We start from the raw sequence: 26,072 nt of genomic DNA, 5'->3' as shown, positions 1-26,072 counted from the left end.
CCCGGTCAAGGATTTCCCGGTCCATGTCGATTTCCTGCGCATCGGCAAGGTGACGGCCGAAATGTGGATCGAATCGCCGATATCGGTACCGGTGAGATCGATGGTGATGAAATCCGGGATCGCATTGGCCGGGCAGTGGAACTCGACCTCGTGGCGCACGATGTTGAGCACGCCGCCGCGCTTAATGCCGGGTGACTTGTCTTCATTGATGAAGTGCACGGGCACATCGACATTGACTTCGGTGTCCTTGCCGATGCGCAGGAAATCGACATGGACCGGGAAATCCTTGACCGGGTCGAGCTGGAAGTCCTTGGGCAGAACCTGGATCTTGTTGCCGTCGACATCGATCGTGGCGACCGTGGTCAGAAACCCGCCGCCATGGATCTTGTAGTAGATGTCCTTGTAGGTCAGCGCAATCGCCAGGGGAGGCTGCTTGTCGCCGTAAATCACTGCAGGCACTTTACCGTTGCGGCGAACTGCACGGGCGGACCCCTTACCGACCTGTTCGCGCGCTTCGGCCTTGAGCTCGTAAGTATCGTGGCTCATGGCATTTCCTTTCGCGTTGTTCTGGAGCGTTCGCGGCCGGCAACGTGCCGGGGCCGTAAACGTCGAAAGCCGACATAGCTAACGCATGACCTGGTCCGAAAACCGGAATCCACTTTTCGGGATCATGCGGGAAGGCGGCCTTCCGCCGCGTTGCCTCCAAGGGTGTCTACGCGGGTGGCGGCTCTATAGCGGAAGGCGGAGCGGGGTGCAAGTCATGGCAGGCAAGGTCTACAAGGGTTTCCCCCATGGCATGGCGACCACCCATGCCGATGTCATCAACGCCGACCTGCTGGCCTTCTTCAGGGCATAAGGCCTTTCAGAACGTAACAAAAAAGCACCCGGGTGTTCTTGTGTCAGGTCGTGCCGATGTCAGGCGATGCTCAAGCCGCCATCGATCAGCATTTCCGCACCGACCATGAACGGGCATTCGTCCGAAGCAAGAAAGACCACTGCGTTGGCAATTTCCTCGGCGGTTCCGAAACGACGGGCAGGCACCAGGCCGACCACAGCTTTCGCGCGCGCCTTCGCCGCTTCCGGGTCCAGCCCAAGTTTGTCGTTGAGCGGCGTGTCGATCGGACCCGGGCTGATCACATTGGCGCGAATACCGCGTTCTATCAGTTCGCCCGAGAGCGTCCGGGCGAGCGAAATCATGCCGGCCTTGGCCAGCGCATAGACGTGCGTTCCAGCCATTCCCATATGTGCGTTGACCGAGCCGCTGAGGATGATCGACGACGGGTTCGAAAACAGCGGAACGAGCGCTTTGACCAGGAAGTACGGCCCCTTGAGGTCGACATCGATGCTCCTGTCAAACGCGGCCTCGGTCCAGTCGCCAAGCGGGCGCAGGTCGGCGATACCGGCATTGAGGAAGAGAGCGTCGAGCTTGCCGAAGGTTTCCTCGATCCGCCGCGCTATGTCGTTCTGGGCAGCAGCATCTCCGGCGTCGGCGGCAATGACAAGCACATCACTGCCGAGGATGGTGCGCGCCTCCTCGAGACGGCTCGCATTGGTTCCGGTGATAGCGACGCGCGCACCTTCCTCGATGAAACGTCGCGCCGTCACCAGGCCGATGCCGCTGGTACCGCCGGTAATCAATGCGACCTTGCCTTTTAGTCTAGACATAAGCGAATTGCCTTTCCTGGCGCGGAGCATCAGGGCTGAGCCCGGTATGTTCAACTTGAAGGCGTTGCTGACCAAAATTTTACCTTCAGGGGTGACCCTCTCTAACAGGCTTTTCACCCGGCGTATGGTGAAGGAATCATCGAGGGCGCGGCAACTGCCGCGCCCTCGTATCAATTCCGAAAGATGAACTGATTTTTAGCTGGCCGCCGCCTCCACCTTCCTCGCTTCCTTCATGTTAGGCAGGAGGACCGTCAGTAGCCCGAGTAGCGGCAAATACGAGCAGACCTGGAAGACGAAATCGATGCCTTTCATGTCGGCGACGACGCCAAGCACGGCGGCCGCGATGCCGCCCATGCCGAAGGCGAAGCCGAAGAAGATGCCGGCGATCATGCCGACCCGGCCGGGCACCAGGACCTGGGCGAAGACGACGATGTTCGAGAAGGCCGAGGACAAGATCAGGCCGATCAGCACGGTCAGCACCATCGTCCACTCGAAATTGGCGTAGGGCAAGGCCAGGGTGAAGGGCAGCACGCCGACGATCGAGAACCAGATCATCGCCTTCTGTCCGTAGCGGTCGCCGAACGGACCGCCGAGCAGGATTCCCAGGGCCGAGGCGCCGAGGAACAGGAACAGCATGACTTGCGACATCTGCACCGAAACGCCGAATTTGTGGATGGAATAGAAGGTGTAGTAGCTGGCAAGGCTGGAAATATAGGCGTTCTTGGTCAGTACCAGCAGCGTCAGCACCAGCAGTGCACTCATCACCCTGCGGCGCGGGAAGGGCGAGACGAAGCTTGCCGCCTTACGGGTGGCCTGTGCGGCGCGCAGGCGGCTGTACCAGCCACCGACCTGCCACAGCACGATGATGCCGATCAACGAGCCGCCGGCAAACCACGCGATGCTGGTCTGGCCGAAGGGCACGACGATGAAGGCTGCCAGCAGCGGCCCCATCGCCTGGCCGAAATTGCCGCCGACCTGGAACAGCGACTGTGCCAGACCGAACCTGCCGCCGGAGGCGAAGCGCGCGATGCGCGAGGATTCCGGGTGGAAGATCGCCGAGCCGATGCCGATCAGCGAGGCGCCGATGAGGAGCAGCGAGTAATGTCCGGCATAGGCCAGCACGACCAGCCCGATCAACGAGGACGCCATGCCGTAGGGCAGCGAATAGGGCATCGGCCGCTTGTCGGTGATCATACCGATCACAGGCTGCAGTAGGGATGCCGTCACCTGGAAGGTGAAAGTCAAAAGGCCGATCTGCCAGAAATCGAGACCGTAATTGTCCTTCAGCAGCGGATAGGTCGCCGACAGCAACGACTGCATGATGTCGTTGATGCAGTGGCAGAAGCTCACCGCCAGGATGACGGTGAAGGCCGTCGCCTGAGCTGAAATGTGGCTGGCCGCTGCCGGCTTGGCGTCGGCGGTTGCTGTGGTGTCGGTCAAGGCAGGCTCCGTGGTCTTTTTGGCGGGCGCTCCCGCAGGCGGTCTTATGGGCCGGCTGCCTTATACGTTGCTTGTCACGCGACTTCTTTCGTGGTTTGGTCCAATAGTTTCGCAAGTGGGCCATAGCTGATGCCGCATGGCAGGGAAATGTTCAGAGCGGGCGACACCGATCTCGGGCTGTTGCATGAGCGTCGCTGGCAATGGCTGGAGCAGGCCGTAGGGCCGGCAGTGGCGCTGCCGACCGAATATCCGGACGGCTACCATGTGCCACGGCACCATCACAGCCGCAGCCAGTTGCTGCACGCGCTGGTCGGTGTCGTGTTGGTAACGACGCGGCATGGGCGCTGGATGGTGCCCCCCGACCACGCGATGTGGATCCCCGCCGGCACCGAACATTCGGTCGAGATGCTGGGCGACGTCAGCATGCGGTCCGTCTATGTGATGCCGGAGGCCATTCCCGGCCTGCCGGACGGGTTGCGTGTCGTCGGCATCACTGACCTGATGCACAGCCTGATCGTGGAATCGGAAAAGCTGCCGCAGGGCGCCGAGCTGGAGGGGCGGGGTGGGCTGATCATGAAGCTCCTGCTGCACGAAATCCCGAACCTGCCGGAACGGCCACTCGGACTGCCGTTCCCGTCCGACGCAAGGCTGGCAGCGCTGTGCCGGCGCTTCGTCTCGGCACCGTCACCGCATGCGACGATCGATGAATGGGCCGCTATCGTCGGCATGAGCCGCCGCTCTTTCACCCGCGCGTTCCACCGCCAGACTGGATTGTCGCTGTCGACCTGGCGCCAGCAGGCCTGCCTGTTCGCCGCGCTGCCGCGGCTGGCCGACGGCGAACCGATCACAAGGGTGGCGCTCGATCTCGGCTATGACAGCGTGCCGGCCTTCATCACCATGTTCAAGCGCATGCTGGGAGCCTCGCCACGCGGTTATATGCGCGGCGGCCGTGATGCTGGTGAAGGTGTGCGGCGGATAAGCGGCCCGGCTCGGCCTGAGTCGCAGCCCTAAAGCGCGTCGCGTTCGACCGGCCTCATGCGACGCATTCTTGTTTTATGGATGTCGTTGTCGCAAAACCGCGGCACAGTTTTGCGCGACAAGCGTTAATCGAACAGGCTCGACACCGATTCCTCGGTCGCCGTGCGCGAGATCGCCTCGCCCATCAGTTCGGCGATGGAGATGACGCGGATATTGGCGGCGTCCAGCACTGCCTGGGTCGGCTGGATGGAATCGGTGATGACCAGTTCCTGCAGTTTCGAGGCGCCGATGCGGGCGATGGCGCCGCCAGACAAAACGCCATGGGTAGTATAGGCGGTGACACTGGTGGCGCCGTCGGCAAGCAGCGCATCGGCGGCATTGCACAGCGTGCCGCCCGAATCGATGATGTCGTCGATCAACAGGCAATCCTTGCCGCGCACGTCACCGATGACGTTCATGACTTCCGATTCGCCGGGGCGCTCGCGGCGCTTGTCCACGATGGCAAGCTGGGCATCGATGCGCTTGGCGAGCGCGCGGGCGCGGACCACGCCGCCGACATCCGGCGACACCACCATGACATTGGCAAGCTGCTTGTATTTTGCCTTTACGTCGCGGGCCATGACCGGCACGGAAAACAGATTGTCGGTCGGGATGTCGAAGAAGCCTTGAATCTGGCCGGCATGGAGATCCAGGGTCAGCACCCGGTCGACGCCCGCCCTGGTGATCATGTTGGCGACCAGCTTGGCCGAGATCGGTGTGCGGCCGGAGGCGCGGCGGTCCTGCCTGGCATAGCCGAAATAAGGAATAACCGCAGTGATGCGCTTGGCCGAGGAGCGCATGAAGGCGTCGATCATGATGAGCAGTTCCATCAGATGATCGTTGGTCGGGAACGAGGTGGATTGCAGGATGAAGACGTCCTCGCCGCGCACGTTCTCCTGGATCTCGACGAAGATTTCCTGGTCGGCGAAGCGCCTGACGCTGGCCTTGCCCAGCGGAATGTTGAGGTAGCGGGCGACTGATTCGGCCAGCACCCTGTTGGAATTGCCCGCGAAGAGCTTCATGCACCGTTCCTGGCGAAGGATTGAGAGACTCCGATAGCACTCCAGCCTCTTAGTCGGGCTTTTAGCGGCCCGCGCCGGTATTGCAAGCGTCGTGAATGGGAATCCGCCGGCTAATCTCAATAAACGCTTACGGCTTGAGCATGCGGCGATAGAGCCGGTTCCATGCCGGCGGAATCGAGCTGGCGCTATCTTTGTGGTTTGAGCATGATCTTTCCGAAAACCGGATTCCACTTTTCGGAATCATGCTCCAGGTCAGCCGGCGCCGCCGCCAAGCCAGGTGGCGAACTGGTCGATTGTCTGGTCGGCAATGGCCTGCATCGTCGCCGGCGCAACCGCCGCCCAGCCCTCACCGCCGCCGACGGAGGGCGCCTTCTGCTGGCCATTGATGCGATGCAGCCGGTTGCCGGCCGGGTCATAGATGTCCCAGACGTAGATGACGGTGGTGTCCTTGCCTTCCGTCATGGTCGAGAAATAGCCCTTGAGCACATGCGTTGGGGTCTGGTCGGTGCTGCCGGCCAAGGTGATGCCGCGCTGCCTGGCGCGTGTCTGAAGCTCGGCGGTCAGTGGTGTCGCGGCTTCTACCGAGGCGCCGACGATCGGCGCCACCTGCAGCCGGGTCCGCGCAATGGCAGCCGCGCTTTTGGCGGGCGGCACGGCTGCTGCAGCGGAAGGCTGCGCTGTATCTGCAGTCTGCGCGGTGCCGGCAGGCTGCGCCGGAGTTGACGGGGGCGTTGCGGCACCTCCGGCTCCGGAGAGCGATTGCGTCGATTGCGGGGCGATGGCCGAGGGTTCGAGAACGTCCTTCGCATTGGTGCAAGCCGCCAGTGCCAGCGCCACGAGCAATGACACGGTCGTCACATGCGATCGTCTCATTAGCCTGAAAACTCCTTGGCGACGAACGCCCCTCACTCTTTCCATTATGGATTCACTGCACGATCAAGTCGAGATCATGGCGGGACAAGGGCTTCGGCTGGGATTCGGTCGTCAGGTAGGTGCGGCCAAGGGTCATCGCCGTTTCGGTTTCGGAGTCCATGATGATCATATGGGCGAACAGCGTCATGTTCGGCGCAATCGGTTCGGGATTACCCTGATAGAACATCGGCATATCCATCCAGGACGGGGTGAAGCGGGCGCCGAGCGAATAGCCGCAGGCATTGAGCCGGTGCTTGGTCAAATTGTGGGCTTCGAGCGTGCGGGCATGGGCGTCGAACACGTCGCCGAAAGTGTTACCGGGTGTCATCGCCTTCTCGACTGCAAGTAGCGCGGCGCGGGCGGCATCGAACAATTCCTGGTGGCGTTTCGATACCTTGCCGGTCAACACCGTGCGCATCATTGCCGCATGGTAGTGATGGAAGACACCGGCCCATTCGAGTGTCAGCTGGTCGTTCTTGGTGAGCTTGCGGCGACCGGCCTTGTAGCGGCAAAGCAGGGCGTCGATGCCGGAGCCGATGATGAACTCGTTGGCCGGATAATCGCCGCCGCCGGCAAAGATCGCACCTTGCATTGCGGGCAGGATCAGCGCCTCATCGCCGCCCTGCTTGATCAGCGGCAGTGCTGCGTCCAGCGCGTCGTCGGCCAGATTTGCGGCTTTTTCCGCCTTGGCGATTTCTGCCGGGCTCTTGAACAGCCGCAGCCGGCTGACAATGCCGGAGGCATCCGCGATCTGCCCGAAGGTCTGCAACTGCTCGTCGAGGCGCCGGCCATTATAGGCCGTCAGGCCGTGGGTGTCGTATTCTACGCCGATGCGGGCGCCGAGCAGGTCGAGTTCGTTGAGCAGATTGCGCAGGTCGACCGCCGGATTGGCGCCGTTGCGGTCCGTCCACAAAACGATGTTGTCGATGATCGAGGTGTGGCGCGCCTGGCGCAAGTCGGCCGAACGCGTCAGCAGCACCATCGAGCCGTCGGCCTTGACCACCAGGCACTGGAAAAAGCAGAAGCCGAACGTGTCGTAGCCGGTTAGCCAATACATGCTTTCCTGGGCAAACAGCAGGACGGCGTCGAGCTTCTTTTCGGCGATCTCGATCATCAGTCGATCGCGCCGCGCGTCGAATTCCGAGCGTTCGAAATGCAGCGCCATCAGTCAGTCTCCAAAACGATTGCCGAAACCTGCCGCCCGTAGTCGGGCTCGTTGCGATGCGTGCTGCGCCGATAGGAGTAGAAAAGCTCTTCCTCGGCATAGGTGCAGCGGCCAAGCCCTTCGGCGCTGACGCCAGCCTTGGTCAGCCGGTCGACCGTGTAGCGGTTGAGATCGAACATCGCATGTCCGGCATTTGCGGAGGGCGCGAAATAGCGGGTATTGCCAGCATCGGCGTCGACGAAGCGGGCGACAAATTCCGGTCCGACCTCGTAATTCTGTGGGCCGATGGAAGGACCGAGCACTGCGACGATGCGGTCACGCCTGGCGCCGAGGCTCTCCATTGCCGCGACGGTGTTTTCCAGCACGCCGGTGAAAGCGCCTTTCCAGCCGGCATGGGCGGCGCCGATAATGCGCGCCTCGGCGTCGGCGAAGAGGACCGGTCCGCAATCGGCGGTCGAGGCGCCGACGGCAATGCCCGGCCGGTCGGTGACAATGGCGTCAGCCTTGGGCCGCTCGCCGGCAAAAGGCTCCCTGGCAATGGCGACGTCCGGCGAATGAACCTGGTGAGCGGTCAGCAGATGGTTTGCAGGCACGCCCATCCATTCGGCGACCCGGCGGCGATTCTCGCGCACCAGCGTCTGGTCGTCGTTCGAGCCGGTGCCGATGTTGAGGCCCCGGTAGATGCCGCTGGAAATGCCCCCAACGCGTGTGAAGTAGCCGTGGCGGATGCCTTGCGCCGTTTCCAGCAAGGGCGACCGAACGGGATCCGGTTTGGTCTGATTCAGCATGGCGGCTTTGTTGTCCGTATGGGCGATTTCGTCAAGCGAGTTGAAGACGGGCGAGTTGAAGACGGGTGAGTTGAAGACGGGCGCAGTTGGTAAGTTGAAGGCTGGCGCAGTTGATGTCGGGCGCTAGTCGGAGATGGGAGAGTGGGAGATGCGGCAGCGAAAAGTCAATCCGTGCTTGGAAACGGCGGAACGGCAATGCCGGCGGGGAGGACGGCAAGCACCTTGAAGAGTTCGCCCATGGCTTGCGGGCCGGCGACGCGCTCGACGTCGGCCGCGATCTGTTCGCGAGCTGCCTCATCGGCATTGGCGCCGAGCCGGCCTGCCCGTTCGAGAAGCCCCATCTTGAGCAGGAATTCACCTTGCGTGGAGAGGTGGGCATCGAGGCCGTGTGCCCGAACGGTTGCCGCGAGGGCAGCGAAATCGACATGGGCGGTGAGATCGGCCTGCCCCGGATTGGCCAGCACGTCCTCATGACCGTGCTTGCGCAAGGCCTGCAAGGTGTCGCCGATCCCGGGCTGGAGGTGACCGTAGTCGAGAAACAGGCCGGCGCCGCCAAATCCGGCAAGTCGCCCGGCGATGGCCGCCATCAGGGCGGCGCGGGCTGGCGCCACCTCGACGATCGCACCTTGCGGCGCATTCTCGGCACCCTCCGGCAGCAGCATCGGGTCGAGCGAGCCGGCGCCGACGAAAAAGCGCAGCCGGTTCGCATTGTCGAGACCGATCATCCGTTCGCGCCAGCCGGCTCCAGCGCGGACGAACTGGCGGATGGGCACCGCGTCAAACAGCTCGTTACCAACAATCAGAAGCGGCCCCTGCGGTAGTGTGTCGACGGCCTCATGCCAGGCGATGGTGGCCGACGTCCCGGCAAGCGTCCGTTTCTGGACTTCGGTCAACCGCGGACTGGTCTCGATCAAGGCGAACGATGCGCTGGCGGTAAGCGTCCGATCGAGCCGCGAAAGCGTGCGCAGCATATCTCTCATCAGCGTGCCGCGGCCGGGGCCTATTTCGGCGATGGCGACCGGCGTCGGCCGGCCGATCGCCAACCACGCCTGGTAGAGCCAGATGGCGACCAGCTCGCCAAATATCTGGCTGATCTCCGGCGCGGTGACGAAGTCGCCGGCGGCGCCAAACGGCTCGCGTGTCGTATAATAGCCGTCCTGCGGATCGAACAGGCAGAGCGCCATATATTCGCTGATGGGGATCGGTCCCACCGCACCGATCAGCTCGGCGATGCGGGTCTTCAGCCGCGTCACGCCGGCTGCGGTTTTGTCACCGGCTTGGCTGTAGCCATCGCCCAGATGCCGGCCAGCACCATCGGCAGTGACAGCACCATTCCCATGGTCAGCCAGCTCGTGCCAAGGAGGTAGCCAAGCTGCTGGTCGGGCTCGCGAAAGAATTCGACGAAGATGCGCGAGGCGCCATAGCCGGCGATGAAGGCCCCGCCGACGAAACGGGGCGTCTTCAGCTTGAGCCGCGAATGGGTGAGGAAGCGCAGGACAAGGAACAACACCAGCCCTTCGAGGAGCGCCTCGTAGATCTGGCTCGGATGGCGTGCAAATGGGCCGCCGTTGGGGAATTCGAATGCCCATGGAACGTCGGCAGGCCGGCCCCATAGTTCGGAATTGATGAAGTTTGCCAGGCGAACGAGGCCAAGCCCCACCGGCACGCCGGCGGCAACCACGTCGAACAGCGACCATGTGCGGATGCCGCGAGACCGGGAAAACAGCGTCATTGCGAGAATGACGCCGAGCAGGCCGCCATGAAACGACATCCCGCCCTGCCAGACGGCGACGATATCTAGCGGATTGGCAATGTAGCGCGGCAGGTCGTAGAACAGCACGTAGCCGGTGCGTCCGCCGAGCACCACACCGATGGCTGCCCAGACGATGAAGTCGTCGAGGTCGACGGGCTTCATCGGCAGGGTGCCGTCGGGCCACAGTTTTGGGTTGGTCACGAGGCGCTTGGCATACCACCAGGCGAACAGAATGCCGACGATGTAGCCGACGCCGTACCAATGCACCGCCAGCGGTCCGATCCGGACGATGACCGGATCGATGTTGGGGAAGGGCAGGGCAGCCAGCGGCAGCAAATATTCGCTCAACAGGGTCTCCCGGTTCCGATCAGGTTCGGGCGCGGACCATGCGGCAGGGTTTTGGCAGGGTCAAGGCAAGCGTATGCTTGCATTCCGCATCGTGCGCCACTACGTCAATTCGACCAAGCGAGGATTTGCCATGGCGACCGGACCGAACCGCATTCTCGATGAATTCGCCAAGCTGATGACTGACGCAGCCGGTGCCGCGCAAGGCGTGCGGCGCGAGGTGGAGACTGCCTTCAGGGTCCAGGCCGAGCGCATACTCAACTCCATGGACGTGGTGCAGCGCGAGGAATTCGAGGCCGCTCGCGACATGGCGGCGAAGGCCAGGGAAGAAAACACCCGCCTCGCCGCTCGCATCGAGGCGCTCGAGGCCAGGCTTGCCGAATTGACCGGCCAAGTAGCGCCTGCGGCTGCGGCAAAGCCGCGTGCAAAAAAATAATAAGAAATAAATCGTAAACTTTTCCACAAAGCCGGATCGCAAAAAGCGCTTTGTCGTGAATCGCTTACCGGTACTGCGTGGATCTTTGTGACAGCGCCTTTCCACATGCGAATGACGCAGTGCGAAAAATTGGGCTGGTCACGCGACTCCCGATCAATAGACTGAATTTGTTGCATGATTCGGAGCAGGGTCATGCGCCGGGCGGTGGGGTCCGGTCCGGGGTCTTTGCGTTGACGAAGTCCTGGCCGTCCGAGTTCTAGGCAGAATTGTTCGAGTGTGCCTCTCCCGCGGAGCGTGTGGTGGCGCTCCCAGAACGACAGGAAGCATTTCATGGAACTTCTCGAACTCGAATTCTCCCGCGAAATCCATCCGGTGGATGTTATCGAGCAGGTGGCGCACAACAACGACTGGTCCTTCGAGCGGGCCGGCGACGACGAGATCTCGATTTCGGTTGCCGGAAGCTGGACCGACTACCACGTTTCATTCTCCTGGATGGAGGACTACGAGGCGCTGCACCTGGCCTGCGCCTTCGACATCAAGGTGCCTGAGGCGCGCGCGCTCGAGGTGATGCGGCTGCTTTCGCTGATCAACGAACAGATGCTGTTTGGCCATTTCGATCTCTGGGAGCAGGAAGGCGCCATCATGTTCCGCCAGTCGCTGCTGCTGGCCGGTGGGGTCGAGCCGTCGAGCCAGCAGGTCGAGGTGCTGCTGTCGTCGGCGCTGGAGGCCTGCGAATGCTATTTCCAGGCGTTCCAGTTCGTCGTCTGGTCGGGGACTTCGGCCAAGGATGCGTTGGCCGGCGTGCTGTTCGAAACCTACGGAAATGCCTGACAGTCGATGAGTTTGAGCAACGCGCGAAAACCCGAGATCAGCTTTGCCGATTTCGACCGCGTCGACATCCGCGCCGGCACGATCGTCGAGGCCGAGCCTTTTCCCGAGGCGCGCAAGCCGGCGATCAAGTTGAAAATCGATTTCGGTCCCGTGATCGGGGTGAAGAAATCCTCGGCCCAGATCACGAAATACTATACGCCCGAAACCCTAATCGGCCGGCAGGTGTTCGCTGTGGTCAATTTCCCGCCGCGTCAGATCGGGCCATTCATGTCGGAAGTGCTGACGCTCGGCTTTCCCGATGAAGAGGGCGCCGTCGTCCTTGGTGCGATCGAGCGCAAGGTGCCGGACGGCGGCAGGCTGTTCTAACTGCGCTGTTGCTCAGGCAGCCAGTTTACGCGTGGTACCCAGCGCCTCTTCGACCGTTTCCATGAACATTTCCGCGCAGGCCTTCCAGCTGTAGCGCATAGCACGTTGCCGCGCCTCGGCGCGGTCGACGTGAAGGGCGGCGAGCGCTGCTTGCCGCAGGTCGTCTGATACCGCGCCGCCGATGCCGTCACCCACAATATCGATCGGTCCGGTGACGGGATAGGCTGCGACCGGCGTGCCGCTGGCCAGCGCCTCGATGATGACGTTGCCGAATGTGTCGGTGCGGCTGGGGAAGACGAAAGCATCGGCCGAGGCGTAGATCTCGGCCAGTTCGTCGTTCGGGCGATGGCCGAGGAAATGGGCATCGGGATATCTGGCCTTGAGCTTCGCCAATTCCGGCCCTTCGCCTACGACCACCTTGCTGCCGGGCAGGTCGAGGTCGAGAAAGGCCGGCAGGTTCTTTTCGATCGCGACGCGGCCGACGCAGAGGAAGATCGGTCCGGGAAATCCCAGGTCCTTTCTTTTATCCGGTCGAAAATGATCTGTGTCGACGCCGCGCGTCCATGGCCGGAGCTTGGTGAAGCCGCGCGCCGCAAGATCGTCGGCGAGCGACTGGGTGGCGACCAGCGTGCCCTGTCCTGAATTGTGGAAATCGCGCAGCCAGCGATAGGCCCATGCTTCAGGCACCGGCAGGCGCGCGCTCAGATATTCCGGAAAACGTGTGTGATAGCTGGTCGTGAACGGGCGGCCGGCGTTGCGGCAGTAGCGCCGGGCCATAATGCCGAGCGGTCCTTCGGTGACGATATGGATGTGGTCCACCTTGCGTGCCTCGATCAGCTGCGCCACGCGGTGCGGCGTCGTCAGCGCCAGCCTGATGTCCGGATAGGTCGGCAGCGGCAGGGTGCGAAAGATGTTCGGCGTCAGGAAGTCCGTCTCGACATCGAAGGATTTCAGGGTCTCCGAGAGGCGCTCCAGCGTGTGGACGACGCCGTTGACTTGCGGGCGCCAGGCGTCGGTGACCATCAGGATGCGCATGGCGGTCCCTTGGCGGAGAGCTTGATTGCCTCGCCGCGACGCCTGAGCGGCGACCCCGCCGCAGCTCTGGCGTCGCACCAGCGCACCCGGGCAGGCGCGGGGTCGAAATGAGGCCGCAGGGCCGAATCAATCATGATCGCGCGCTTCATTGGCGCTCTTCACCATGGTTTCATGACGGGCCGATGAACGGCCGGGTCTCGCTGCCGTCAAGCCGGAACCTTGATCACCGCCCGCAGGCCGCCGAGCGGGCTGCGCTCAAGGACGATGTCGCCGCCATGGCTGCGTGCAATATCGCGTGCGATGGAGAGGCCAAGGCCGGTGCCGCTGGCGTCGAGGTTGCGGGCCTCGTCCAACCGCACGAAAGGCTTGAATACATCCTCCCGCTTTTCGGGCGGAATGCCCGGACCGTCATCGTCGATGGTGACGAGCAGCGAACCGCGACCATGATTGGCATTGATCTCCACCGTCTTGGCATAGCGGAATGCATTGCCGACGACGTTGGACAGCAGCCGGGCAAAGGCATTGGGGCGCACATGGACGTGCGGATCGCCGACAAGCACGGTCGATAGCTTGCGCTTGCGCAGCGCGGCTTCCTCGCGAAGCTTATCGAAGAAGGCTTCGAGATCGAACTGACCGGCGTCTTCCGACGCTTCGCCGCGTGCAAAGGCAAGATAGCCTTCCAGCATCGACTGCATGTCGTCGATGTCCTGGTCGAGTGCCTGGGTGTCGGCCGCCTTGGTCCCGGCCAGTGCCAATTGCAGCTTGAAGCGGGTGAGGATGGTCCTCAGATCGTGGCTGACGCCGCTCAGCATGGCCGTGCGCTGCTCGAGCTGGCGTTCGATGCGTTCGCGCATCTGGATGAAGGCAAAGCCGGCGCGGCGGACTTCCTCGGCGCCGCGCGGGCGAAAATCGCGCGGCATCGGCCGGCCTTTGCCGAAGCTCTCGGCCGCCTCGGCCAGCGTTAGAATCGGCCGGATCTGGTTGCGCAGGAAAGGAATGGCAATCATCAGCAGCACCAGTGAGGTGCCGACCATCCAGATCAGAAAAATATGGGTGTTCGACGCATAGGCCTGGCTGCGGCGCACGAAGACCCGCAGCACCTTGTTCTCAAGTTGGACGCGGACCTCGACGATATTGGAATTGCCGACCGTATCGATCCAGAACGGACGGTTGATCTGGCGGGTGATCTCGGACGAAAGGATCTCGTCAAGGATCGAGAAGAACGGCTTTGGCCCGGGTGGCGGCAGCGGGTCGGGCGGTAGGAGGTCGACCTTCAACTGCATGCGATCCTGGGCGATGCGGATGACGTTGGCATAGTCGGCATCGTGCGGATAAGTCTCTATCAGGTCGATGATGGCGGCGATGTCGCGCACCGTGGCCTGCGACAGGCGCTGCGTCACGGTCTGCCAGTGGCGCTCCATGAAGACGAAGGCGACGACCGACTGCAGCATGATCATCGGCGCGATGACGATGATAAGCGAGCGGGCATAGAGCCGCTTCGGCATGTAAAGCGACACCAGGCGCCAGAAACGGTTCCAAGCGCGCGGCACGGCCTTGAGCGCCCGCGTCGCGCGAGCGCTCAAGCCGCCATCTCCCGGCCGTTCGAGTTGCGTGGTCGCCATTCGTCTTTTCGCTCACCGGCGGCCCGGCAAAGGACCGCTGTCGGCGGCATTCTATTCCACGCTGAGCCGATACCCAATACCGCGCACAGTCTGCAGCCAGACCGGATTGGACGGATCGCGTTCGATCTTGCGGCGCAGCCGGTTGATCTGGACATCGATCGTGCGCTCGCCGACCTCGGACTCGTCGCCGACAAGCTCATGCCGCGGTATCGTCTCGCCGGCGCGCGCAGCGAAGATCGCCAGGATTTCCTGCTCGCGGTCCGTCAGCTTGAGCGCCTCGCCGCCGCGCTTCAGCTCACGCCTGGCGATCTGGAACGTATAGGGGCCGAAGACCAGCTGTTCGACCTTGGGCGTCGTCGCGGGGCCGCCGCGGCGCAGGATATTGTTGATGCGCAGGATCAGCTCGCGCGGGTCGAACGGTTTTGGCAGATAGTCGTCGGCGCCCGCCTCGAGCCCGGTGATCCGGCTGTCGGTTTCGGACAGTGCGGTGAGCATCAGGATCGGCACGTTTTTTTCTGCTCGCAGCGCCTTGGTGAGATCGACGCCGCTTTCACCCGGCATCATGACGTCGAGCACGATCAGATCGAAATCGAGGCCGGCGAGCTTGCGCCGCGCCTCGCCGGAATTTCCGGCAACGGTGACGCGAAAGCCGTTTTCGGTCAGATATTGTTTCAGAAGATTGCGGATTCGGGTGTCGTCGTCGACCACCAGCAGATGTGGCGCGTCGTCTTCCGGTGCTGTCGGATGATCAACCCTCTCAATGGTCTCCATGGCTTTTCCCTGACATCTTTGCGGGCACAATGTCGATCTGCGCCCTTAGTTCCGGATTGACCATCGCTTCAAGGAACCGTTCGATGACGGCGCGTTCGGTGGCTCCGGAATCTTCCAATGCAGCATGGATGCGGCGCGACTGTGGCCGCGCCAGTGCCAGCGCCAGCGCACGGCCCTTGGCCGTCGGGTAGAGTTCGCGCTGGCGGCGGTCGCGAGGGCCCTGCAATTGCACGATATGGTCGGTGTCGATCAATTGCTTGAGCACGCGCGCCAGGCTCTGCTTGGTGATCTTGAGCACGTCGAGGAGTTCGGCGACCGTCAGCCCGGGCCGGCGATTGACGAAATGCAGCACCCGATGATGGGCGCGGCCAAAACCGTAATCGGCCAGGATCTGGTCCGGATCGGAGGTAAAGTCGCGATAGGCGAAGAAGAACAACTCGATGATGGCAAAATCGATGCCGTCCTCGTCGGTGATCGCCGTCCTGATCGGCTCTGCGGCTGCGTGGCTCGTCATCTTTTCTCCGTGCGAAGCAGGAAATTATGTCAGCACTATTGACGTATTTTCCGCGCGATGGTAATTTTTGGCAAGCTTTTCGGCGGATTGCGAACGAAAAGGCAAGCGAAGCCGTTTTTTCCGGAACTTCCTGAGTTTGCCAGACCTTAAATATCCGCCTACGCTTTGAGACAATGGCCGCCCGCAGCGGCCAAGGCGAAACACGCAACGACACAATGATGTGCGGGCTGCCGCCCGCGGGAGGTTACCATGGCATCCGTTCCCTTCGACCAACTGGACGGCTTTATCTGGATGAACGGCGAGTTCGTCAAATGGGCCGACGCCAAGATCCACGTCTTGACCCACGGGCTGCACTACGCCAGCGCGGTGTTCGAGGGCGAGCGCGCCTATGGCGGCGAAATTTTCAAGCTGACCGACCACACCGAACGCCTGCATGAATCGGCGCGCCTGCTTGGCTTCAAGATACCCTACTCGGTCGCCGAGATCGACGACGCCTGCCGCACGCTGTTGAAGAAGCAAGGTTTCCAGGACGCCTATGTCAGGCCGATCGCGTGGCGCGGCAGCGAACAGATGGGCGTTTCCGCACAGAACAGCCGGATCAACTGCGCCATCGCCATCTGGCAGTGGCCGAGCTATTTCGACCCGGCGCAGAAGCTCAAGGGCATCCGCCTCGACATGGCCGAATGGCGCCGCCCCGACCCGCGCACCGCACCGTCGAAATCGAAGGCGGCCGGCCTCTACATGATCTGCACCATGTCCAAGCATGCCGCCGAGGCCAAGGGCTATGCCGACGCCATGATGCTCGACTGGCGTGGCCAGGTGGCGGAAGCGACAGGCGCCAACATCTTCTTCGTCAAGGACGGCAAGATCCATACGCCCAAGCCCGATTGCTTCCTCGACGGCATCACCCGCCGCACGGTCATCGGCCTTGCCAAGGACCGCGGTTTGGAGGTGATCGAGCGCGCCATCATGCCGGAAGAGCTTGAAGGCTTCCAGCAGTGCTTCCTCACCGGGACGGCAGCCGAGGTGACGCCGGTTTCGGAGATCGGTCCGTACCGATTCGAGGTCGGCGAAATCGCCAAGACGCTGATGAACGACTATTCTGCGGCCGTTCAACCCAAGCACGCGATTGCTGCAGAATAACGAAAGTCACAGCTTTTTTAATTAGTAAGGGCGGTTTTCGGGCCGCCCCTTTTATTTAAGCCTTTGCGCATTTGACTTTCATTCAATTCGGCGTCTCATGATGGCGTCGGCCCGGGAGGCTGGCAGCTATGGAGGGACTGGAAATATGGATATGAACACGCTTCTTCCGATCATTATTCAGGTGATTACGGGTATCATCGGTGGTCAGGCGGTGGGTGCGGCTATCAAGACGGCGGCGATGGGGCAGCTTACCAAAATCCTGGGCGGCGCTGTCGGCGGCGTCGGCGGTGCGGCCATCCTCAACAGTCTGCTGGGTGGCGCGGTCGATCCGGCAGCAGCCGCCACGGCGGTAGGGGCCGGCAGCGCGTTGAACATTCCAAACATCGTTGGCGGTGCCGGCGGCGGCGCCATCCTGACCGGCATCATCGGTGCGGTCATGAACGCGATGAAGAAATAAGCTTCGACGTTTCAGGCTTTTCAAATGGGCGGCTTCGGCCGCCCATTTCGTTTGCCGTTTGTGGGAGCGGTGGACGCCGTTCGCGTGTGTCTCTACATCAGGGCCTGGTTCAAGGTTAGAGCTTTCCTGATGCGTTCGAGGGGACGCGCAGCGCTCCGACAGCGTGAAAGGACGAATATGGGTCAGCTCAACGCCAGCATCGTGCCGGTCACGCCGTTCCAGCAGAACTGCACCATCCTCTTCGACATGGACGACAGACAAGGCGTTGTCGTCGATCCGGGCGGCGACATCGACAAGGTGCTGGCGGCGCTCGAGGACAATGCGATCACTCCCGGCGCGATCTGGATTACGCATGGCCATATCGACCATGCCGGCGGGGCCATGGAACTGAAGGAGGCGCTCGGTATCGAGATCATCGGCCCGCATGCCGCCGACCGGCCGCTGCTCGCCAATCTCGAGACCCAGGCAAAGCGCTATGGCATCACCGATCCCGTGCGCAACTGTGTCCCCGACCGGTTCCTTGCCGAAGGCGAGACCGTTTCGTTCGGCTCACACGTGTTCGAGGTGCTCCATTGTCCAGGCCACGCACCCGGCCACGTCGTCTACTATAACCGGGCCGCGAAGTTCGCCCATGTCGGCGACGTGCTGTTTCGCGGTTCGGTCGGCCGCACCGATCTGCCGGGCGGCGACCACACCGCGCTGATCGCCTCGATCAAGGAGAAGCTTTTGCCGTTGGGCGACGACATCGGCTTCATCTGCGGCCATGGTCCCGGCGGGCGTTTTGGTGAGGAGCGGCGGAGCAATCCGTTCCTGATCTGAAACCGCTTGCCGGAAACAAAAAAGCGCGGCCTTTGCGACCGCGCTTTTTTCCGGTTTTCTGGCAGGAAACTGCCTTCGTTAATTGGCGGTGCAGAAATGCTGTTCGCCGTCATAGCCGGTGAACGTGCCGGTACGCGAGTTGAAGCTCCGGTAGCGGTCCGAGCAGTATTCGTACCAGCCGCGGGTCCAGGGCTCCGCATAGCTTTCGGCATAGGCCACTCGCGGCTGTACGTAATAACGGCGCACCGGGGCAGGCCTGTAGTATTCATCATCATAGGCCGGGTCGTAATAGCGGGGCTGCGGACTGGCGAGCGCACCGCCGATCAGGGCACCTGCCGCAAGGCCGAGCACGCCGGCCGCAACGGCGTCGCCGTGGCCGTGGTGACGGCGGTGATGGCGCCATTCGTCGGCACTGGCCGCGGGCAAGGTCGCAAGCGTGGTCGCAACGACCGCGGCGGACAGGATGGCAGTCTTGAAAATTCGGTTCATGTCGGTCTCCTTCGTGCCGGCCCGGGTCGTTTTCGGGGGATGCGGTCCGGCTTTAACGAAGATTAATATGCGACCGTGGCTGAACGGGGGCTGAACGAAATTTGAGCGGGCGGTTCATCTAACTGGGCGGTTCAAGCGTGCGGCAAACACCGCAGGCCAGACCGGCCCACGTCCATTCTGTCCAGGGCCGGTTCAGCCGATCGACAGGTTGACGGCTTTCGGACCCTTGCCGCGCTTGTCCGGCTCGGTGTCGAATGTCACTTTCTGCCCATCCTCAAGACCGGGAAGACCCGACGCCTGCACGGCCGAAATATGGACGAAGACATCCTTTGCCCCGTCGTCCGGCGTGATGAAGCCGAAGCCCTTGGCGTGATTGAAGAATTTGACGGTGCCGGTCTGCGGCATGGGAAGCTCCTTTGATCCCACAAGTCCAGTCTCGGGCCGGCAAATGCCCGGACGGAAATTTGTCCTTTATTTTAGTGTCATCGGCAAGAGAAAGTTTTGCGAGCGCCTGCAAGCATCCCGGAACACAAAAGGCGCGACGAAGACCGCCGCGCCTTTACAGAATTCAAGTTCACTCCAAAAGCCTTGCAGCATCCTCACACCCCGAAAGGACGCGGGGCACGCTGTGGTTCAGGCAGCGCGGAGATTGACCGCTTTTGGACCCTTGCCCATACGGTCGGGCTCGACATCGAAGGTGACCTTCTGACCGTCGACGAGCGTCCGCAGCCCGGAAGCCTCGATCGCCGAGATGTGGACGAACACATCCTTGGCGCCGCCATCGGGCGTGATGAAGCCGAAGCCTTTGGTCGCGTTGAAGAATTTAACGGTGCCGGTCTGGGCCATTGGGGAAACTCCTTCACCCGTGTCAGTCTTGGTGGTTCCGCCCGCCGCCTGGCGCCGTGGGCAAGTCCCGGTGGTTGCTTCGGCAGTCATGCATTGGCGCATGGTAAAACCCCCCGCCGAAAACGGGGCTGTCAGAGATTCACAGTATCGGGGAAAGGTCGTCCAAAACGTTCCGCTCTCCGGGTCGCAAATGCCCGAACACAAAATTTATCGCACGGAAACGTGATGCTTGCAAGATAGAGCCGCGGGCGGCCCAACAGGCGCATCCCGACGCATCGCACCGATAGCCCCGGTTGTCCGCGCGGTCATCGGCCAGGCGCCACCCAGGCATGGTCCAGCAAGCGGGGCAGGTGCTGTTTTGGCTTTGCGCCGGCGTAAGGCCTTGGTTCGCCAGTTGCAAACAGGGGTTGCATTTGGCAGCGGAATGACGAGGATCGGCCGGACGCAGGCACCGTTTGTGCAGGCAGGAGTTTCGAGGGAGGGAACAGTCATGCGGCTTCTTGCGGCAATCTTTTCGCGGCAGGGCTTTTCCATCCTGTTCCTGTCGGCAATTCTCGCAGCTTGCACCGTCGTGGTGGATGATGAGGGGCCGGGGCCGCGCCCGCCACGGCCGGGGCCGCAATTCTGCACTAGGCAATATGACCCGGTCTGTGCCCGGCGCGGCGGCGACCGCCAGACCTTCGCCAATGCCTGCCTTGCCGAACGGGCCGGATACCGCATCATTCGCGAGGGCGAGTGCCGCGGCGGTGGTGGTGGCGGTGAGGAGCAGACATTCTGCACCCGCGAGTACCGCCCGGTCTGCGCCCGTCGCCATGGCGAACTGCGCACATTCGCCAACGAATGCGAGGCCCGCGCTGCGGATTATCGCGTCGTCGATGACGGGCCTTGCTAGCGCACCGGCCTCACTGTTCGTCCGGATAGGCACCATCGGCGGGGCCGACGTAGAGCTCGGCGCCGTCCTCGTTGGAGATGCGCAGGCGATCGGGGATCTGCGGCATCATCAGCGTGTGAAGCAGCGTGGCGGCGCCTTGCAGGGCGGCGCGCAGGTTCGGTGCCTCCAGCGACACTCGATCGAGTATCGCTTCGTCGGCATCGCGCGAGCGGTAGAACTCGATGACGAAGTTCAAGCACGCCTCCAGGCAGATTGTCGTGCGATCGAACCTAGCCTTTGGACTTGGGTTTCACAGCGGTCTCCGCCTGCTTGACCGCCGAGCCGAAGGGCGAGGCCGGTTTTGCCGCCACCTTGTCCTTCTTGGGCTTGCGTGTCTCGCGATTGCTGCGCTGTTGACCCTTGGCCATTTTCTGATCCCTTATGCGAGTTGCGGATTGCTTTCGGCTCAACTGGCCGGGTTGTCGACCGGTTCGAGATTGTCTTCCGTGGTGACCCGCTCATAGGTCTCCAGCTCGCTGCGGATGCGATATTGCGGCGAGCCGTCCTTGACCGGCAACCGGCTCTTGATCTGGAACAGCTCCGCGGTCTTTTGGGCAAGGCCGGTGCGGCTCTTCATGCGGACGGTCTGGCCGACGGTGAAGATATGCGCCGGCGTGTCCGTGCGCCGCGCACTCTGCTGGAAGCGGATCATGTGGCGTTCTCCTGGTCGTGCTGAAGCGCTGCGTCGAGCTCGGCATGGTTAATGGCGACAAGCTGGCTGGTCGGGCTTTTCACCGTCCTTGCCGGCAGATGGATGAAAGTGGCGACGCGACGCCAGGCAGGCCACGACACGCCGTCGATCAGTTCCTCGTCGTGGTCGATGTCATAGTCGCCGGCCGGCTGCACGCCATCCAGCCCGCCAAGCACGAAAGGTGCCGCGAAATGCGCGATGGAATGGGTGGTGCGAGCAGACATTCTTGTGCCTCGAAGTTCTCGCTTGTGCCTTGAAGTTCTCGTGCCTTGAAGTTTCTTTCCGGCCTGCCCCGGAAGCGGAGCCTGCATTGCGGTACCAGGTGTCGGCGATTTGGATAAGTTTGGCGGGCCGAGAACCCTGACGCCGCGGGGCCAAGCATGACCCAAAACGGTTTCATACCATTAGTCTGAAAATACGGCTTATTCAAGAAGTTTTCGGCCTCTTACCCCTACCAACGTAAAATTACTTTTCTATAGTTATCTGCAGAACGATGATACGATCCTGGTGCACCTCAAAGATCGTTGGAAGAACTTCCGGAAAAATTCCTCCGGCATTTGTATTTATCCAGGTATGAAAGGATGTGAGTGATGAATTTCGCAAGAACACCTGATGTCCCGACAGTTGCAGTCAGTCCCGTGACCAAGCCGATAAAGGTCTTGTCGCCGCGCCTCACTATAAGAAGCGACGAGGCGGCGAGGCGAAGGATTGCCGACACTGACGGAACAGCGCGGCGGGCGCGCCAGCTTGCCGAAAGCAACCGCCTGATTTGACGCGCAACCATGACGCTCAATTTTCCCAACCCCAGCCGCTCCTATGACGCGACGGCCAAGCGCATTCGTTTCGTCGGCCATGACGGCATGCTCGAAGTCCCATTCTTTGTCGAGGTTGCGGCACTTTCGGCGGCAAACCCGGCTGCAAGCGGAGCCGAGGCCGAATTTCTCAGCGCCTTCGACGCCAAGCGTTCGTCGATCTACGAGATTGCCCGCCAAGCCTACTCGCACGGCCGCAAGAACGTGTATGTGCTGACGCCGGCCGACTTTCGGTAGGCTCCCCGAGTTCGAAGGTTTGCTTCGTAGCGCCCGCCGTCTGCCCTTGCACGCGCCGCAGCGATGGCCTAGATCGCGGCAGGCAGACAACACGGCAGGTTTCCCATCAACAGAGATCCGAGACAACCGGCAGGCGCACGTTACGGCTCAGGCGGACAGCCGCCGCTGGGGCTCGACCAGCACGTGCAGCAGGCGCTACAGTTGCACCAGGCGGGGCGCCGGCAGGAAGCCGAGGCGCTTTACCGACAGGTGCTGGCGCAAAAGGCCAACCATCCGGCTGCTGCGCATTTTCTCGGGCTTCTGCTGCACCAGACCGGGCGCAGCGCCGAGGGGCTGGCGCTGATCGAACAATCGGTGCGTCTGCAGCCGAGCAATCCCGATTTCCTCAACAATCTCGGCACCGTGCTGCGCGACCTCGGCCGGGTAGCGGCCGCCGCCGATCTCTTCCGCAAGGTGGTGGCGATTCGGCCGGACCAGTTGGCGGCGCGTGACAATCTCGGCTCGTCGCTGAAGCAGCTCGGCCAATTCGAAGGCGCCGAAGATATTTATCGCGGCACGATCGGCCGCAACCCGTTCCATGTCCGCGCCCGCGTCGGGCTTGCCGAAACGCTGCAGGAAGCGGGCCGGCTGGATGAGGCACTGTCTGTTTTTCGCGAGGCACTGACGATCCGGCCGAAGGATGCCGATCTTTTGCACGGCTTGGGCGTCGGGCTGATGGAAAAGGGCAATCTCGACGAGGCTGCGGATCTTTTCAGGCAGGCGCTGGCGGTGGACCCCGGCATGGCCAGGGCCTGGCTGATGCTCACCCAGGTCAAGCGCCAGAAGGAGCGCGACGCCGAGCTTGCCCGCATGGAGGCGGAACACGCCAAGGCGCCGCAAGGCAGCCTGGCGCGCATGCAGCTTTCCTTCGGTCTCGGCAAGGCCAATGACGACCTCAGGGAGTATGGCCGCGCCTTCGACTATTTCGCCGAAGGCAACGCGATCCGCCGCCAGGGCATCGACTACGACGCCGGCAAGACGCGCGGCGAGTTCGAGGCGATGAAGGCGGTGCTCGACAAGGCCTTTTTTGAAAGGCACAGGCCGAGCGGGATCGCCGACGATGCGCCGATCTTCGTTGTCGGCATGCCGCGTTCCGGCACCACGCTGGTCGAGCAGATCATCGCCAGCCATCCGCAGGTCTATGGCGCCGGCGAGCTCAGCATATTGAAGACGGCGGTCGGCAAGCAGTTTCCGCTCAGCATGAAGGGCGGCTTTCCCTGGGGCATCGCCGACATGCCCGACAAGGCCTATGCCGAGGCGGGCCAGGCCTATCTCGACATGCTGCACGCCCGCTATCCGGGTTTTCGGCACGTCACCGACAAGATGCCCGGCAATTTCCTCTTGGTCGGCTTCATCCACATGATGCTGCCGAAGGCCAAGATCATCCATTGCGCGCGCGATGCGGCGGCGACCTGCCTGTCGATCTACAAGGTGCACTTCCGCGGCGACAGCCATCGCTACGGCTACGATCTCGACGAGCTCGCCGATTTCCACAATCTCTACACCGATATCATGGCGCACTGGCACGCCGTGCTGCCTGGAGTCGTGCACGACGTTCGCTACGAGGATTTCGTCGCCGACCAGGAAGGCCAGTCACGGGCGCTGATCGCCCATCTCGGCCTGCCATGGGATGACGCCGTGCTGTCGTTCCACCAGACCGACCGGCCGGTGCGCACGGCGTCCGCCGCGCAGGTGCGCCAGCCGATGTATCAGGGCTCGGTCGATCTGTGGAAGCGCTATGGCGACCGGCTGAAGCCGCTGCTCGATAAACTTGATCGAGGGTCGCCTACAGCTCGATGAAGGGCTGAAAACCGCCAAAGATCATGCGCTTGCCGTCGAACGGCATGGTCTCCCAGTCCGACTTGAGCCGCGGGTCGGCCATCACCTTGGCCATCACCGCGTCGCGGCTCTGGCGCGATTCGTAGACCACCCATGAGAAGATGACGACCTCGTCGTCCTTGGCCTGTACGGCGCGCGGGAACGAGGTGAGCTCGCCATAAGGGACGTCGTCGCCGACGCATTCGACATAGGCAAGAGCACCGTGCTCCTTCCAGACGGCGCCGGCGGTTTCCGCCAGCTTCTTGTAGGCATCGAGCTTTGCTTTCGGCACGGCAAGTACGAAACCGTCGACATACGACATCTGTCTTCCTCCATGCGATTGTTTTCCTCTCTCTCTAGAGCGGGGAGAGGTGATTTCAGACACAGCCTGCGTGGGATGCTAAGCTGCTTTCACCGGTGCGTTCATTGCCCATTCGACGCCGAACGGATCACGCATATTGCCCCAGCGGTCGCCCCAGAACATCACCTGCAACGGCACGACTTCCTCGCAGCCTGCCTCGATGGCCCGCTTCCACCAGGCGTCGATGTCGTCGCTGCCGAGATGGAGCTGCATGGTGTAGCCCTGCGGCTTCACAGCGGCCATTCCATGCTCGGCATAGAAGTCGGAAAGCATCAGGGTCGAACCGTTGACGTGGAGATGGATATGCATGGTGCGGCCCTGTTCGTCCGGCGGATAGGCAAAGACCTGCTCGGCACCGAAGGCCTTTTGGTAAAATTCTGCGGCTTTGAAAGCGCCGTCCAGCTGAAGGTAGGGCGTCAATCCGCCAAGCACTTTGGCGGCGGGCTGGGTCTGCGGCTGGTCATTCATGTCATGCTCCTCTTTGCGTTTGGTTTGCCTTTGCGAACCACAGGACGAGCGAAACGGCGACGATCCTACACGGCCGATGGTTTTTTGGATTCGAAATGGCGTCTGCCGCGACGGCCAACTGCCACCTTTCAACCTTCGATGCGAATCCGCGGGCTGTTTTGCGCGTCGACGATGATTTCCGGCCAGCCAATATCTTTGCGCAGCTCGATCGGCAATGAAAGGATGGCGCGTTCGCTGCGATAACGGGCGCGAGCCGCCGAGTAACGCGTCACGGCGTGACCTATGGATGACAGAATAGACATGATGCTTTCTCCTCGATTGGCGCCGGCATCACCGTGTCGGCGTCCCAAGGACGTGGCATGCGATCATCATCCGACAGGGCGCCGGAATTTTTTTCCGCAAGGCCGGATTCAGTCGAAGACGGCGTTTCTCACCTGCCGGGAATCGAGCGACGACCGCCAAGTCAGCGCACATCCAACCGGAAGCTGAGCTGCGTGCCGTCCGACGGACTGGACTCAGATGACAGATGCGGCCAGAGCGGTGTCGTAATATTCCACCAGTTCGATGATTTTGCCGTCGCGTACCGTCCAGAAATCGGCGGTGCGCAGGACAAACTCGTCACCGGTGGTTCGGCTCGTCAAATGGATCTCGACCTGCGCAGCAACCTTGTCGCCGCCGTCGATGATCTCGACCGGTATGAAGCGCCGGTATTCGAAATCGCTGTCCAGCGCCACAAGCCGGGCAAGGAACTCCTGCTTGCCGCGGGCCACTCCGGCATAGCGCGACTGCACCGGATCGGCGATCCAGCGAAAGACGACATCATCGGCGCAGTCGACCAGCGCGCCCTCGATGTCACGTTTTGCATAGGCATCATACAGGTTCTTGACGACGTCCGCGCCACGCATGACCGGTTTCCTCCCTCGGTTTGCGAGACCTCAGGATGCGCCTTTTCCGGCGAGCGGGAAAGTGTGCCGAGCCGCTCGCCATTCATCGGGCAAAATCGTCAACCGCCTGCCTCGGCAACCTCCCGGAAGAACCCTTCCGGGCTGTCGATCTCGGTCAGCCGCCGTTTCCCGATCAGCCAGAAGCGGTTGCCAACCGCGCGGATGAAGGAGCGGTCGTGCGAGGCAAGCAGGCAGCTCGCCTGATGTTCCAGCAATTCCGCTTCCAGCGCCTCCTGGCCATCGATATCGAGGTGGTTGGTCGGCTCGTCGAGCAAATAGAAATTGGGATTGGCGAGCCTGAGCGCCAGCATCATCAGCCGCGCCTTCTGTCCGCC

The 26,072-nt window shown here is 62.2% G+C and carries 34 protein-coding genes and 2 pseudogenes; 11 read left to right on the top strand and 25 right to left on the bottom strand.

The window, feature by feature from the left end:
* Positions 1-546: 50S ribosomal protein L25/general stress protein Ctc (locus tag E5W70_RS20035; protein ID WP_292661317.1), on the bottom strand; the 546-nt coding region annotated here is incomplete at its 3' end.
* A gap of 223 nt (positions 547-769) precedes the next feature.
* Here E5W70_RS20035 and E5W70_RS20030 point away from each other — a divergent pair.
* A pseudogene (locus E5W70_RS20030) lies at positions 770-856 on the top strand (alpha/beta hydrolase); the annotation flags it as partial.
* Positions 857-915: 59 nt separating this feature from the next.
* Here the strand turns inward: E5W70_RS20030 and E5W70_RS20025 are convergent.
* On the bottom strand, positions 916-1,665 hold the full coding sequence (locus E5W70_RS20025) for an SDR family oxidoreductase (RefSeq protein ID WP_292661315.1): 750 nt from the start codon (positions 1,663-1,665) through the stop codon (positions 916-918).
* Between the two features lie 195 nt (positions 1,666-1,860).
* The gene (locus E5W70_RS20020; protein WP_292661312.1) at positions 1,861-3,105 is read right to left on the bottom strand and encodes an MFS transporter; all 1,245 of its coding nucleotides are present in this window, start codon (positions 3,103-3,105) and stop codon (positions 1,861-1,863) included.
* A 129-nt stretch (positions 3,106-3,234) separates the two neighbouring features.
* Here E5W70_RS20020 and E5W70_RS20015 point away from each other — a divergent pair, with 129 nt between their 5' ends.
* Complete coding sequence (locus E5W70_RS20015) at positions 3,235-4,116, top strand: helix-turn-helix transcriptional regulator (protein ID WP_292661310.1); 882 nt, start codon at positions 3,235-3,237, stop codon at positions 4,114-4,116.
* A 92-nt stretch (positions 4,117-4,208) separates the two neighbouring features.
* Here the strand turns inward: E5W70_RS20015 and E5W70_RS20010 are convergent, their stop codons facing one another.
* From E5W70_RS20010 to lgt, 6 genes are all read right to left on the bottom strand, one after another.
* On the bottom strand, positions 4,209-5,144 hold the full coding sequence (locus E5W70_RS20010; RefSeq protein WP_254819191.1) for a ribose-phosphate pyrophosphokinase: 936 nt from the start codon (positions 5,142-5,144) through the stop codon (positions 4,209-4,211).
* A 252-nt stretch (positions 5,145-5,396) separates the two neighbouring features.
* The gene (locus tag E5W70_RS20005) at positions 5,397-6,017 is read right to left on the bottom strand and encodes a hypothetical protein (protein ID WP_292661305.1); all 621 of its coding nucleotides are present in this window, start codon (positions 6,015-6,017) and stop codon (positions 5,397-5,399) included.
* A 52-nt stretch (positions 6,018-6,069) separates the two neighbouring features.
* Positions 6,070-7,221 carry a Xaa-Pro peptidase family protein gene (locus tag E5W70_RS20000; protein WP_292661303.1) on the bottom strand — a complete coding sequence of 384 codons (1,152 nt, stop codon included), beginning with the start codon at positions 7,219-7,221 and terminating at the stop codon, positions 6,070-6,072.
* On the bottom strand, positions 7,221-8,009 hold the full coding sequence (gene pgeF, locus E5W70_RS19995) for a peptidoglycan editing factor PgeF (RefSeq protein WP_292661300.1): 789 nt from the start codon (positions 8,007-8,009) through the stop codon (positions 7,221-7,223). The genes E5W70_RS20000 and pgeF overlap by 1 nt, the downstream gene beginning before the upstream one ends.
* A 164-nt stretch (positions 8,010-8,173) precedes the next feature.
* Complete coding sequence (locus E5W70_RS19990) at positions 8,174-9,262, bottom strand: class I SAM-dependent methyltransferase (RefSeq protein WP_292661297.1); 1,089 nt, start codon at positions 9,260-9,262, stop codon at positions 8,174-8,176.
* Positions 9,259-10,110: a prolipoprotein diacylglyceryl transferase gene (gene lgt / locus E5W70_RS19985; RefSeq protein WP_292661293.1), complete on the bottom strand. Its 852-nt coding sequence runs from the start codon at positions 10,108-10,110 to the stop codon at positions 9,259-9,261. The genes E5W70_RS19990 and lgt overlap by 4 nt, the downstream gene beginning before the upstream one ends.
* A 130-nt stretch (positions 10,111-10,240) precedes the next feature.
* Here lgt and E5W70_RS19980 point away from each other — a divergent pair, with 130 nt between their 5' ends.
* The 3 genes from E5W70_RS19980 to E5W70_RS19970 all read left to right on the top strand — a co-directional run bounded on the left by E5W70_RS19980 (position 10,241) and on the right by E5W70_RS19970 (position 11,740).
* Positions 10,241-10,543, top strand: coding sequence for an accessory factor UbiK family protein (locus E5W70_RS19980; protein WP_292661320.1), 303 nt, complete (start codon positions 10,241-10,243; stop codon positions 10,541-10,543).
* A gap of 330 nt (positions 10,544-10,873) precedes the next feature.
* Positions 10,874-11,374: a YbjN domain-containing protein gene (locus E5W70_RS19975; RefSeq protein ID WP_023678420.1), complete on the top strand. Its 501-nt coding sequence runs from the start codon at positions 10,874-10,876 to the stop codon at positions 11,372-11,374.
* A 6-nt stretch (positions 11,375-11,380) separates the two neighbouring features.
* On the top strand, positions 11,381-11,740 hold the full coding sequence (locus E5W70_RS19970; protein ID WP_292661289.1) for a tRNA-binding protein: 360 nt from the start codon (positions 11,381-11,383) through the stop codon (positions 11,738-11,740).
* A gap of 12 nt (positions 11,741-11,752) precedes the next feature.
* Here E5W70_RS19970 and E5W70_RS19965 read toward each other — a convergent pair whose 3' ends face one another.
* The 4 genes from E5W70_RS19965 to E5W70_RS19950 form a co-directional block, all read right to left on the bottom strand.
* Positions 11,753-12,775, bottom strand: a complete 1,023-nt coding sequence (locus E5W70_RS19965; protein WP_292661286.1) for a glycosyltransferase family 1 protein — start codon at positions 12,773-12,775, stop codon at positions 11,753-11,755.
* 206 nt (positions 12,776-12,981) lie between these two features.
* On the bottom strand, positions 12,982-14,397 hold the full coding sequence (locus E5W70_RS19960) for an ATP-binding protein (protein ID WP_023678416.1): 1,416 nt from the start codon (positions 14,395-14,397) through the stop codon (positions 12,982-12,984).
* A 51-nt stretch (positions 14,398-14,448) separates the two neighbouring features.
* Positions 14,449-15,168: a response regulator transcription factor gene (locus E5W70_RS19955; protein WP_023678415.1), complete on the bottom strand. Its 720-nt coding sequence runs from the start codon at positions 15,166-15,168 to the stop codon at positions 14,449-14,451.
* A complete protein-coding gene (locus tag E5W70_RS19950; protein WP_023719182.1) occupies positions 15,155-15,682 on the bottom strand; it encodes a MarR family transcriptional regulator in 528 nt (175 codons plus the stop codon). The genes E5W70_RS19955 and E5W70_RS19950 overlap by 14 nt, the downstream gene beginning before the upstream one ends.
* Positions 15,683-15,931: 249 nt before the next feature.
* On the opposite strand from E5W70_RS19950, the gene E5W70_RS19945 reads away from it, so the two are divergent.
* The 3 genes from E5W70_RS19945 (at position 15,932) to E5W70_RS19935 (ending at position 18,101) form a co-directional block, all read left to right on the top strand.
* Positions 15,932-16,825 (top strand): branched-chain amino acid aminotransferase, encoded by an 894-nt coding sequence (locus E5W70_RS19945; RefSeq protein ID WP_292661281.1) that lies wholly within the window; start codon positions 15,932-15,934, stop codon positions 16,823-16,825.
* A 145-nt stretch (positions 16,826-16,970) separates the two neighbouring features.
* Entirely contained in the window at positions 16,971-17,282 is a 312-nt protein-coding gene (locus tag E5W70_RS19940) for a hypothetical protein (RefSeq protein ID WP_292661278.1), read from the top strand.
* 177 nt (positions 17,283-17,459) lie between these two features.
* Positions 17,460-18,101, top strand: a complete 642-nt coding sequence (locus E5W70_RS19935) for an MBL fold metallo-hydrolase (RefSeq protein WP_292661275.1) — start codon at positions 17,460-17,462, stop codon at positions 18,099-18,101.
* A gap of 78 nt (positions 18,102-18,179) precedes the next feature.
* On the opposite strand, the gene E5W70_RS19930 is transcribed toward E5W70_RS19935, so the two are convergent.
* The 3 genes from E5W70_RS19930 to E5W70_RS19920 form a co-directional block, all read right to left on the bottom strand.
* Positions 18,180-18,590 (bottom strand): BA14K family protein, encoded by a 411-nt coding sequence (locus tag E5W70_RS19930; protein WP_292661272.1) that lies wholly within the window; start codon positions 18,588-18,590, stop codon positions 18,180-18,182.
* Between the two features lie 192 nt (positions 18,591-18,782).
* Positions 18,783-18,995 carry a cold-shock protein gene (locus E5W70_RS19925; RefSeq protein ID WP_006202521.1) on the bottom strand — a complete coding sequence of 71 codons (213 nt, stop codon included), beginning with the start codon at positions 18,993-18,995 and terminating at the stop codon, positions 18,783-18,785.
* 228 nt (positions 18,996-19,223) lie between these two features.
* A complete protein-coding gene (locus E5W70_RS19920) occupies positions 19,224-19,436 on the bottom strand; it encodes a cold-shock protein (RefSeq protein WP_006202520.1) in 213 nt (70 codons plus the stop codon).
* Between the two features lie 490 nt (positions 19,437-19,926).
* Here E5W70_RS19920 and E5W70_RS19915 point away from each other — a divergent pair, with 490 nt between their 5' ends.
* Positions 19,927-20,328: a Kazal-type serine protease inhibitor gene (locus tag E5W70_RS19915; protein ID WP_292661270.1), complete on the top strand. Its 402-nt coding sequence runs from the start codon at positions 19,927-19,929 to the stop codon at positions 20,326-20,328.
* A gap of 10 nt (positions 20,329-20,338) precedes the next feature.
* Here E5W70_RS19915 and E5W70_RS19910 read toward each other — a convergent pair whose 3' ends face one another.
* From E5W70_RS19910 to E5W70_RS19895, 4 genes are read right to left on the bottom strand one after another with little or no spacing between them, the layout of a single operon-like run.
* Positions 20,339-20,563, bottom strand: a complete 225-nt coding sequence (locus tag E5W70_RS19910) for a hypothetical protein (RefSeq protein WP_292661267.1) — start codon at positions 20,561-20,563, stop codon at positions 20,339-20,341.
* 34 nt (positions 20,564-20,597) lie between these two features.
* Complete coding sequence (locus tag E5W70_RS19905) at positions 20,598-20,735, bottom strand: hypothetical protein (protein WP_023719175.1); 138 nt, start codon at positions 20,733-20,735, stop codon at positions 20,598-20,600.
* A gap of 38 nt (positions 20,736-20,773) precedes the next feature.
* Positions 20,774-21,019 (bottom strand): hypothetical protein, encoded by a 246-nt coding sequence (locus tag E5W70_RS19900; protein WP_292661264.1) that lies wholly within the window; start codon positions 21,017-21,019, stop codon positions 20,774-20,776.
* The gene (locus E5W70_RS19895; protein ID WP_292661261.1) at positions 21,016-21,282 is read right to left on the bottom strand and encodes a hypothetical protein; all 267 of its coding nucleotides are present in this window, start codon (positions 21,280-21,282) and stop codon (positions 21,016-21,018) included. The genes E5W70_RS19900 and E5W70_RS19895 overlap by 4 nt, the downstream gene beginning before the upstream one ends.
* A gap of 558 nt (positions 21,283-21,840) precedes the next feature.
* Between E5W70_RS19895 and E5W70_RS19890 the strand changes: the two genes are divergently transcribed.
* Together E5W70_RS19890 and E5W70_RS19885 are read left to right on the top strand one after the other, a co-directional pair.
* Positions 21,841-22,107, top strand: coding sequence for a DUF1488 domain-containing protein (locus E5W70_RS19890; protein WP_292661259.1), 267 nt, complete (start codon positions 21,841-21,843; stop codon positions 22,105-22,107).
* Positions 22,108-22,290: 183 nt separating this feature from the next.
* Complete coding sequence (locus E5W70_RS19885; protein WP_292661256.1) at positions 22,291-23,946, top strand: tetratricopeptide repeat-containing sulfotransferase family protein; 1,656 nt, start codon at positions 22,291-22,293, stop codon at positions 23,944-23,946.
* On the opposite strand, the gene E5W70_RS19880 is transcribed toward E5W70_RS19885, so the two are convergent.
* From E5W70_RS19880 to E5W70_RS19860, 5 genes and pseudogenes are all read right to left on the bottom strand, one after another.
* Positions 23,933-24,286, bottom strand: a complete 354-nt coding sequence (locus E5W70_RS19880) for a DUF1428 domain-containing protein (protein WP_292661254.1) — start codon at positions 24,284-24,286, stop codon at positions 23,933-23,935. The genes E5W70_RS19885 and E5W70_RS19880 overlap by 14 nt on opposite strands.
* 78 nt (positions 24,287-24,364) lie before the next feature.
* Positions 24,365-24,793 (bottom strand): glyoxalase/bleomycin resistance/extradiol dioxygenase family protein, encoded by a 429-nt coding sequence (locus E5W70_RS19875; protein WP_292661253.1) that lies wholly within the window; start codon positions 24,791-24,793, stop codon positions 24,365-24,367.
* A 128-nt stretch (positions 24,794-24,921) separates the two neighbouring features.
* Positions 24,922-25,095, bottom strand: a complete 174-nt coding sequence (locus E5W70_RS19870) for a hypothetical protein (RefSeq protein ID WP_292661248.1) — start codon at positions 25,093-25,095, stop codon at positions 24,922-24,924.
* 213 nt (positions 25,096-25,308) lie between these two features.
* Positions 25,309-25,698, bottom strand: coding sequence for a nuclear transport factor 2 family protein (locus E5W70_RS19865; protein WP_292661246.1), 390 nt, complete (start codon positions 25,696-25,698; stop codon positions 25,309-25,311).
* Between the two features lie 98 nt (positions 25,699-25,796).
* Positions 25,797-26,072: pseudogene (locus E5W70_RS19860) on the bottom strand (ABC transporter ATP-binding protein); the annotation flags it as partial.

Source organism: Mesorhizobium sp., from assembly GCF_005063415.1.
In the GTDB taxonomy this organism is placed as follows: Bacteria; Pseudomonadota; Alphaproteobacteria; order Rhizobiales; family Rhizobiaceae; genus Mesorhizobium.
The sequence above is the reverse complement of the archived record's forward strand: the minus strand, read 5'-3'. Positions and strand labels throughout refer to the sequence as shown.

Coding starts and splice junctions, on each gene's coding strand:
- E5W70_RS19915 (WP_292661270.1), top strand. CDS start 19,927: ATGCGGCTTCTTGCGGCAATCTTTTCGCGGCAGGGCTTTTCCATCCTG.
- E5W70_RS20010 (WP_254819191.1), bottom strand. CDS start 5,144: ATGAAGCTCTTCGCGGGCAATTCCAACAGGGTGCTGGCCGAATCAGTC.
- E5W70_RS19930 (WP_292661272.1), bottom strand. CDS start 18,590: ATGAACCGAATTTTCAAGACTGCCATCCTGTCCGCCGCGGTCGTTGCG.
- E5W70_RS20000 (WP_292661303.1), bottom strand. CDS start 7,221: ATGGCGCTGCATTTCGAACGCTCGGAATTCGACGCGCGGCGCGATCGA.
- E5W70_RS19880 (WP_292661254.1), bottom strand. CDS start 24,286: ATGTCGTATGTCGACGGTTTCGTACTTGCCGTGCCGAAAGCAAAGCTC.
- E5W70_RS19890 (WP_292661259.1), top strand. CDS start 21,841: ATGACGCTCAATTTTCCCAACCCCAGCCGCTCCTATGACGCGACGGCC.
- E5W70_RS19945 (WP_292661281.1), top strand. CDS start 15,932: ATGGCATCCGTTCCCTTCGACCAACTGGACGGCTTTATCTGGATGAAC.
- E5W70_RS19865 (WP_292661246.1), bottom strand. CDS start 25,698: ATGCGTGGCGCGGACGTCGTCAAGAACCTGTATGATGCCTATGCAAAA.
- E5W70_RS20005 (WP_292661305.1), bottom strand. CDS start 6,017: ATGAGACGATCGCATGTGACGACCGTGTCATTGCTCGTGGCGCTGGCA.
- E5W70_RS19950 (WP_023719182.1), bottom strand. CDS start 15,682: ATGACGAGCCACGCAGCCGCAGAGCCGATCAGGACGGCGATCACCGAC.
- E5W70_RS19920 (WP_006202520.1), bottom strand. CDS start 19,436: ATGGCCCAGACCGGCACCGTTAAATTCTTCAACGCGACCAAAGGCTTC.
- E5W70_RS19905 (WP_023719175.1), bottom strand. CDS start 20,735: ATGGCCAAGGGTCAACAGCGCAGCAATCGCGAGACACGCAAGCCCAAG.
- E5W70_RS19870 (WP_292661248.1), bottom strand. CDS start 25,095: ATGTCTATTCTGTCATCCATAGGTCACGCCGTGACGCGTTACTCGGCG.
- E5W70_RS19940 (WP_292661278.1), top strand. CDS start 16,971: ATGGATATGAACACGCTTCTTCCGATCATTATTCAGGTGATTACGGGT.
- E5W70_RS19970 (WP_292661289.1), top strand. CDS start 11,381: ATGAGTTTGAGCAACGCGCGAAAACCCGAGATCAGCTTTGCCGATTTC.
- pgeF (WP_292661300.1), bottom strand. CDS start 8,009: ATGCTGAATCAGACCAAACCGGATCCCGTTCGGTCGCCCTTGCTGGAA.
- E5W70_RS19935 (WP_292661275.1), top strand. CDS start 17,460: ATGGGTCAGCTCAACGCCAGCATCGTGCCGGTCACGCCGTTCCAGCAG.
- E5W70_RS19875 (WP_292661253.1), bottom strand. CDS start 24,793: ATGAATGACCAGCCGCAGACCCAGCCCGCCGCCAAAGTGCTTGGCGGA.
- E5W70_RS19925 (WP_006202521.1), bottom strand. CDS start 18,995: ATGCCGCAGACCGGCACCGTCAAATTCTTCAATCACGCCAAGGGCTTC.
- E5W70_RS19895 (WP_292661261.1), bottom strand. CDS start 21,282: ATGTCTGCTCGCACCACCCATTCCATCGCGCATTTCGCGGCACCTTTC.
- E5W70_RS19975 (WP_023678420.1), top strand. CDS start 10,874: ATGGAACTTCTCGAACTCGAATTCTCCCGCGAAATCCATCCGGTGGAT.
- E5W70_RS19955 (WP_023678415.1), bottom strand. CDS start 15,168: ATGGAGACCATTGAGAGGGTTGATCATCCGACAGCACCGGAAGACGAC.
- E5W70_RS19980 (WP_292661320.1), top strand. CDS start 10,241: ATGGCGACCGGACCGAACCGCATTCTCGATGAATTCGCCAAGCTGATG.
- E5W70_RS19900 (WP_292661264.1), bottom strand. CDS start 21,019: ATGATCCGCTTCCAGCAGAGTGCGCGGCGCACGGACACGCCGGCGCAT.
- E5W70_RS19965 (WP_292661286.1), bottom strand. CDS start 12,775: ATGCGCATCCTGATGGTCACCGACGCCTGGCGCCCGCAAGTCAACGGC.
- E5W70_RS19960 (WP_023678416.1), bottom strand. CDS start 14,397: ATGGCGACCACGCAACTCGAACGGCCGGGAGATGGCGGCTTGAGCGCT.
- E5W70_RS20015 (WP_292661310.1), top strand. CDS start 3,235: ATGCCGCATGGCAGGGAAATGTTCAGAGCGGGCGACACCGATCTCGGG.
- E5W70_RS20025 (WP_292661315.1), bottom strand. CDS start 1,665: ATGTCTAGACTAAAAGGCAAGGTCGCATTGATTACCGGCGGTACCAGC.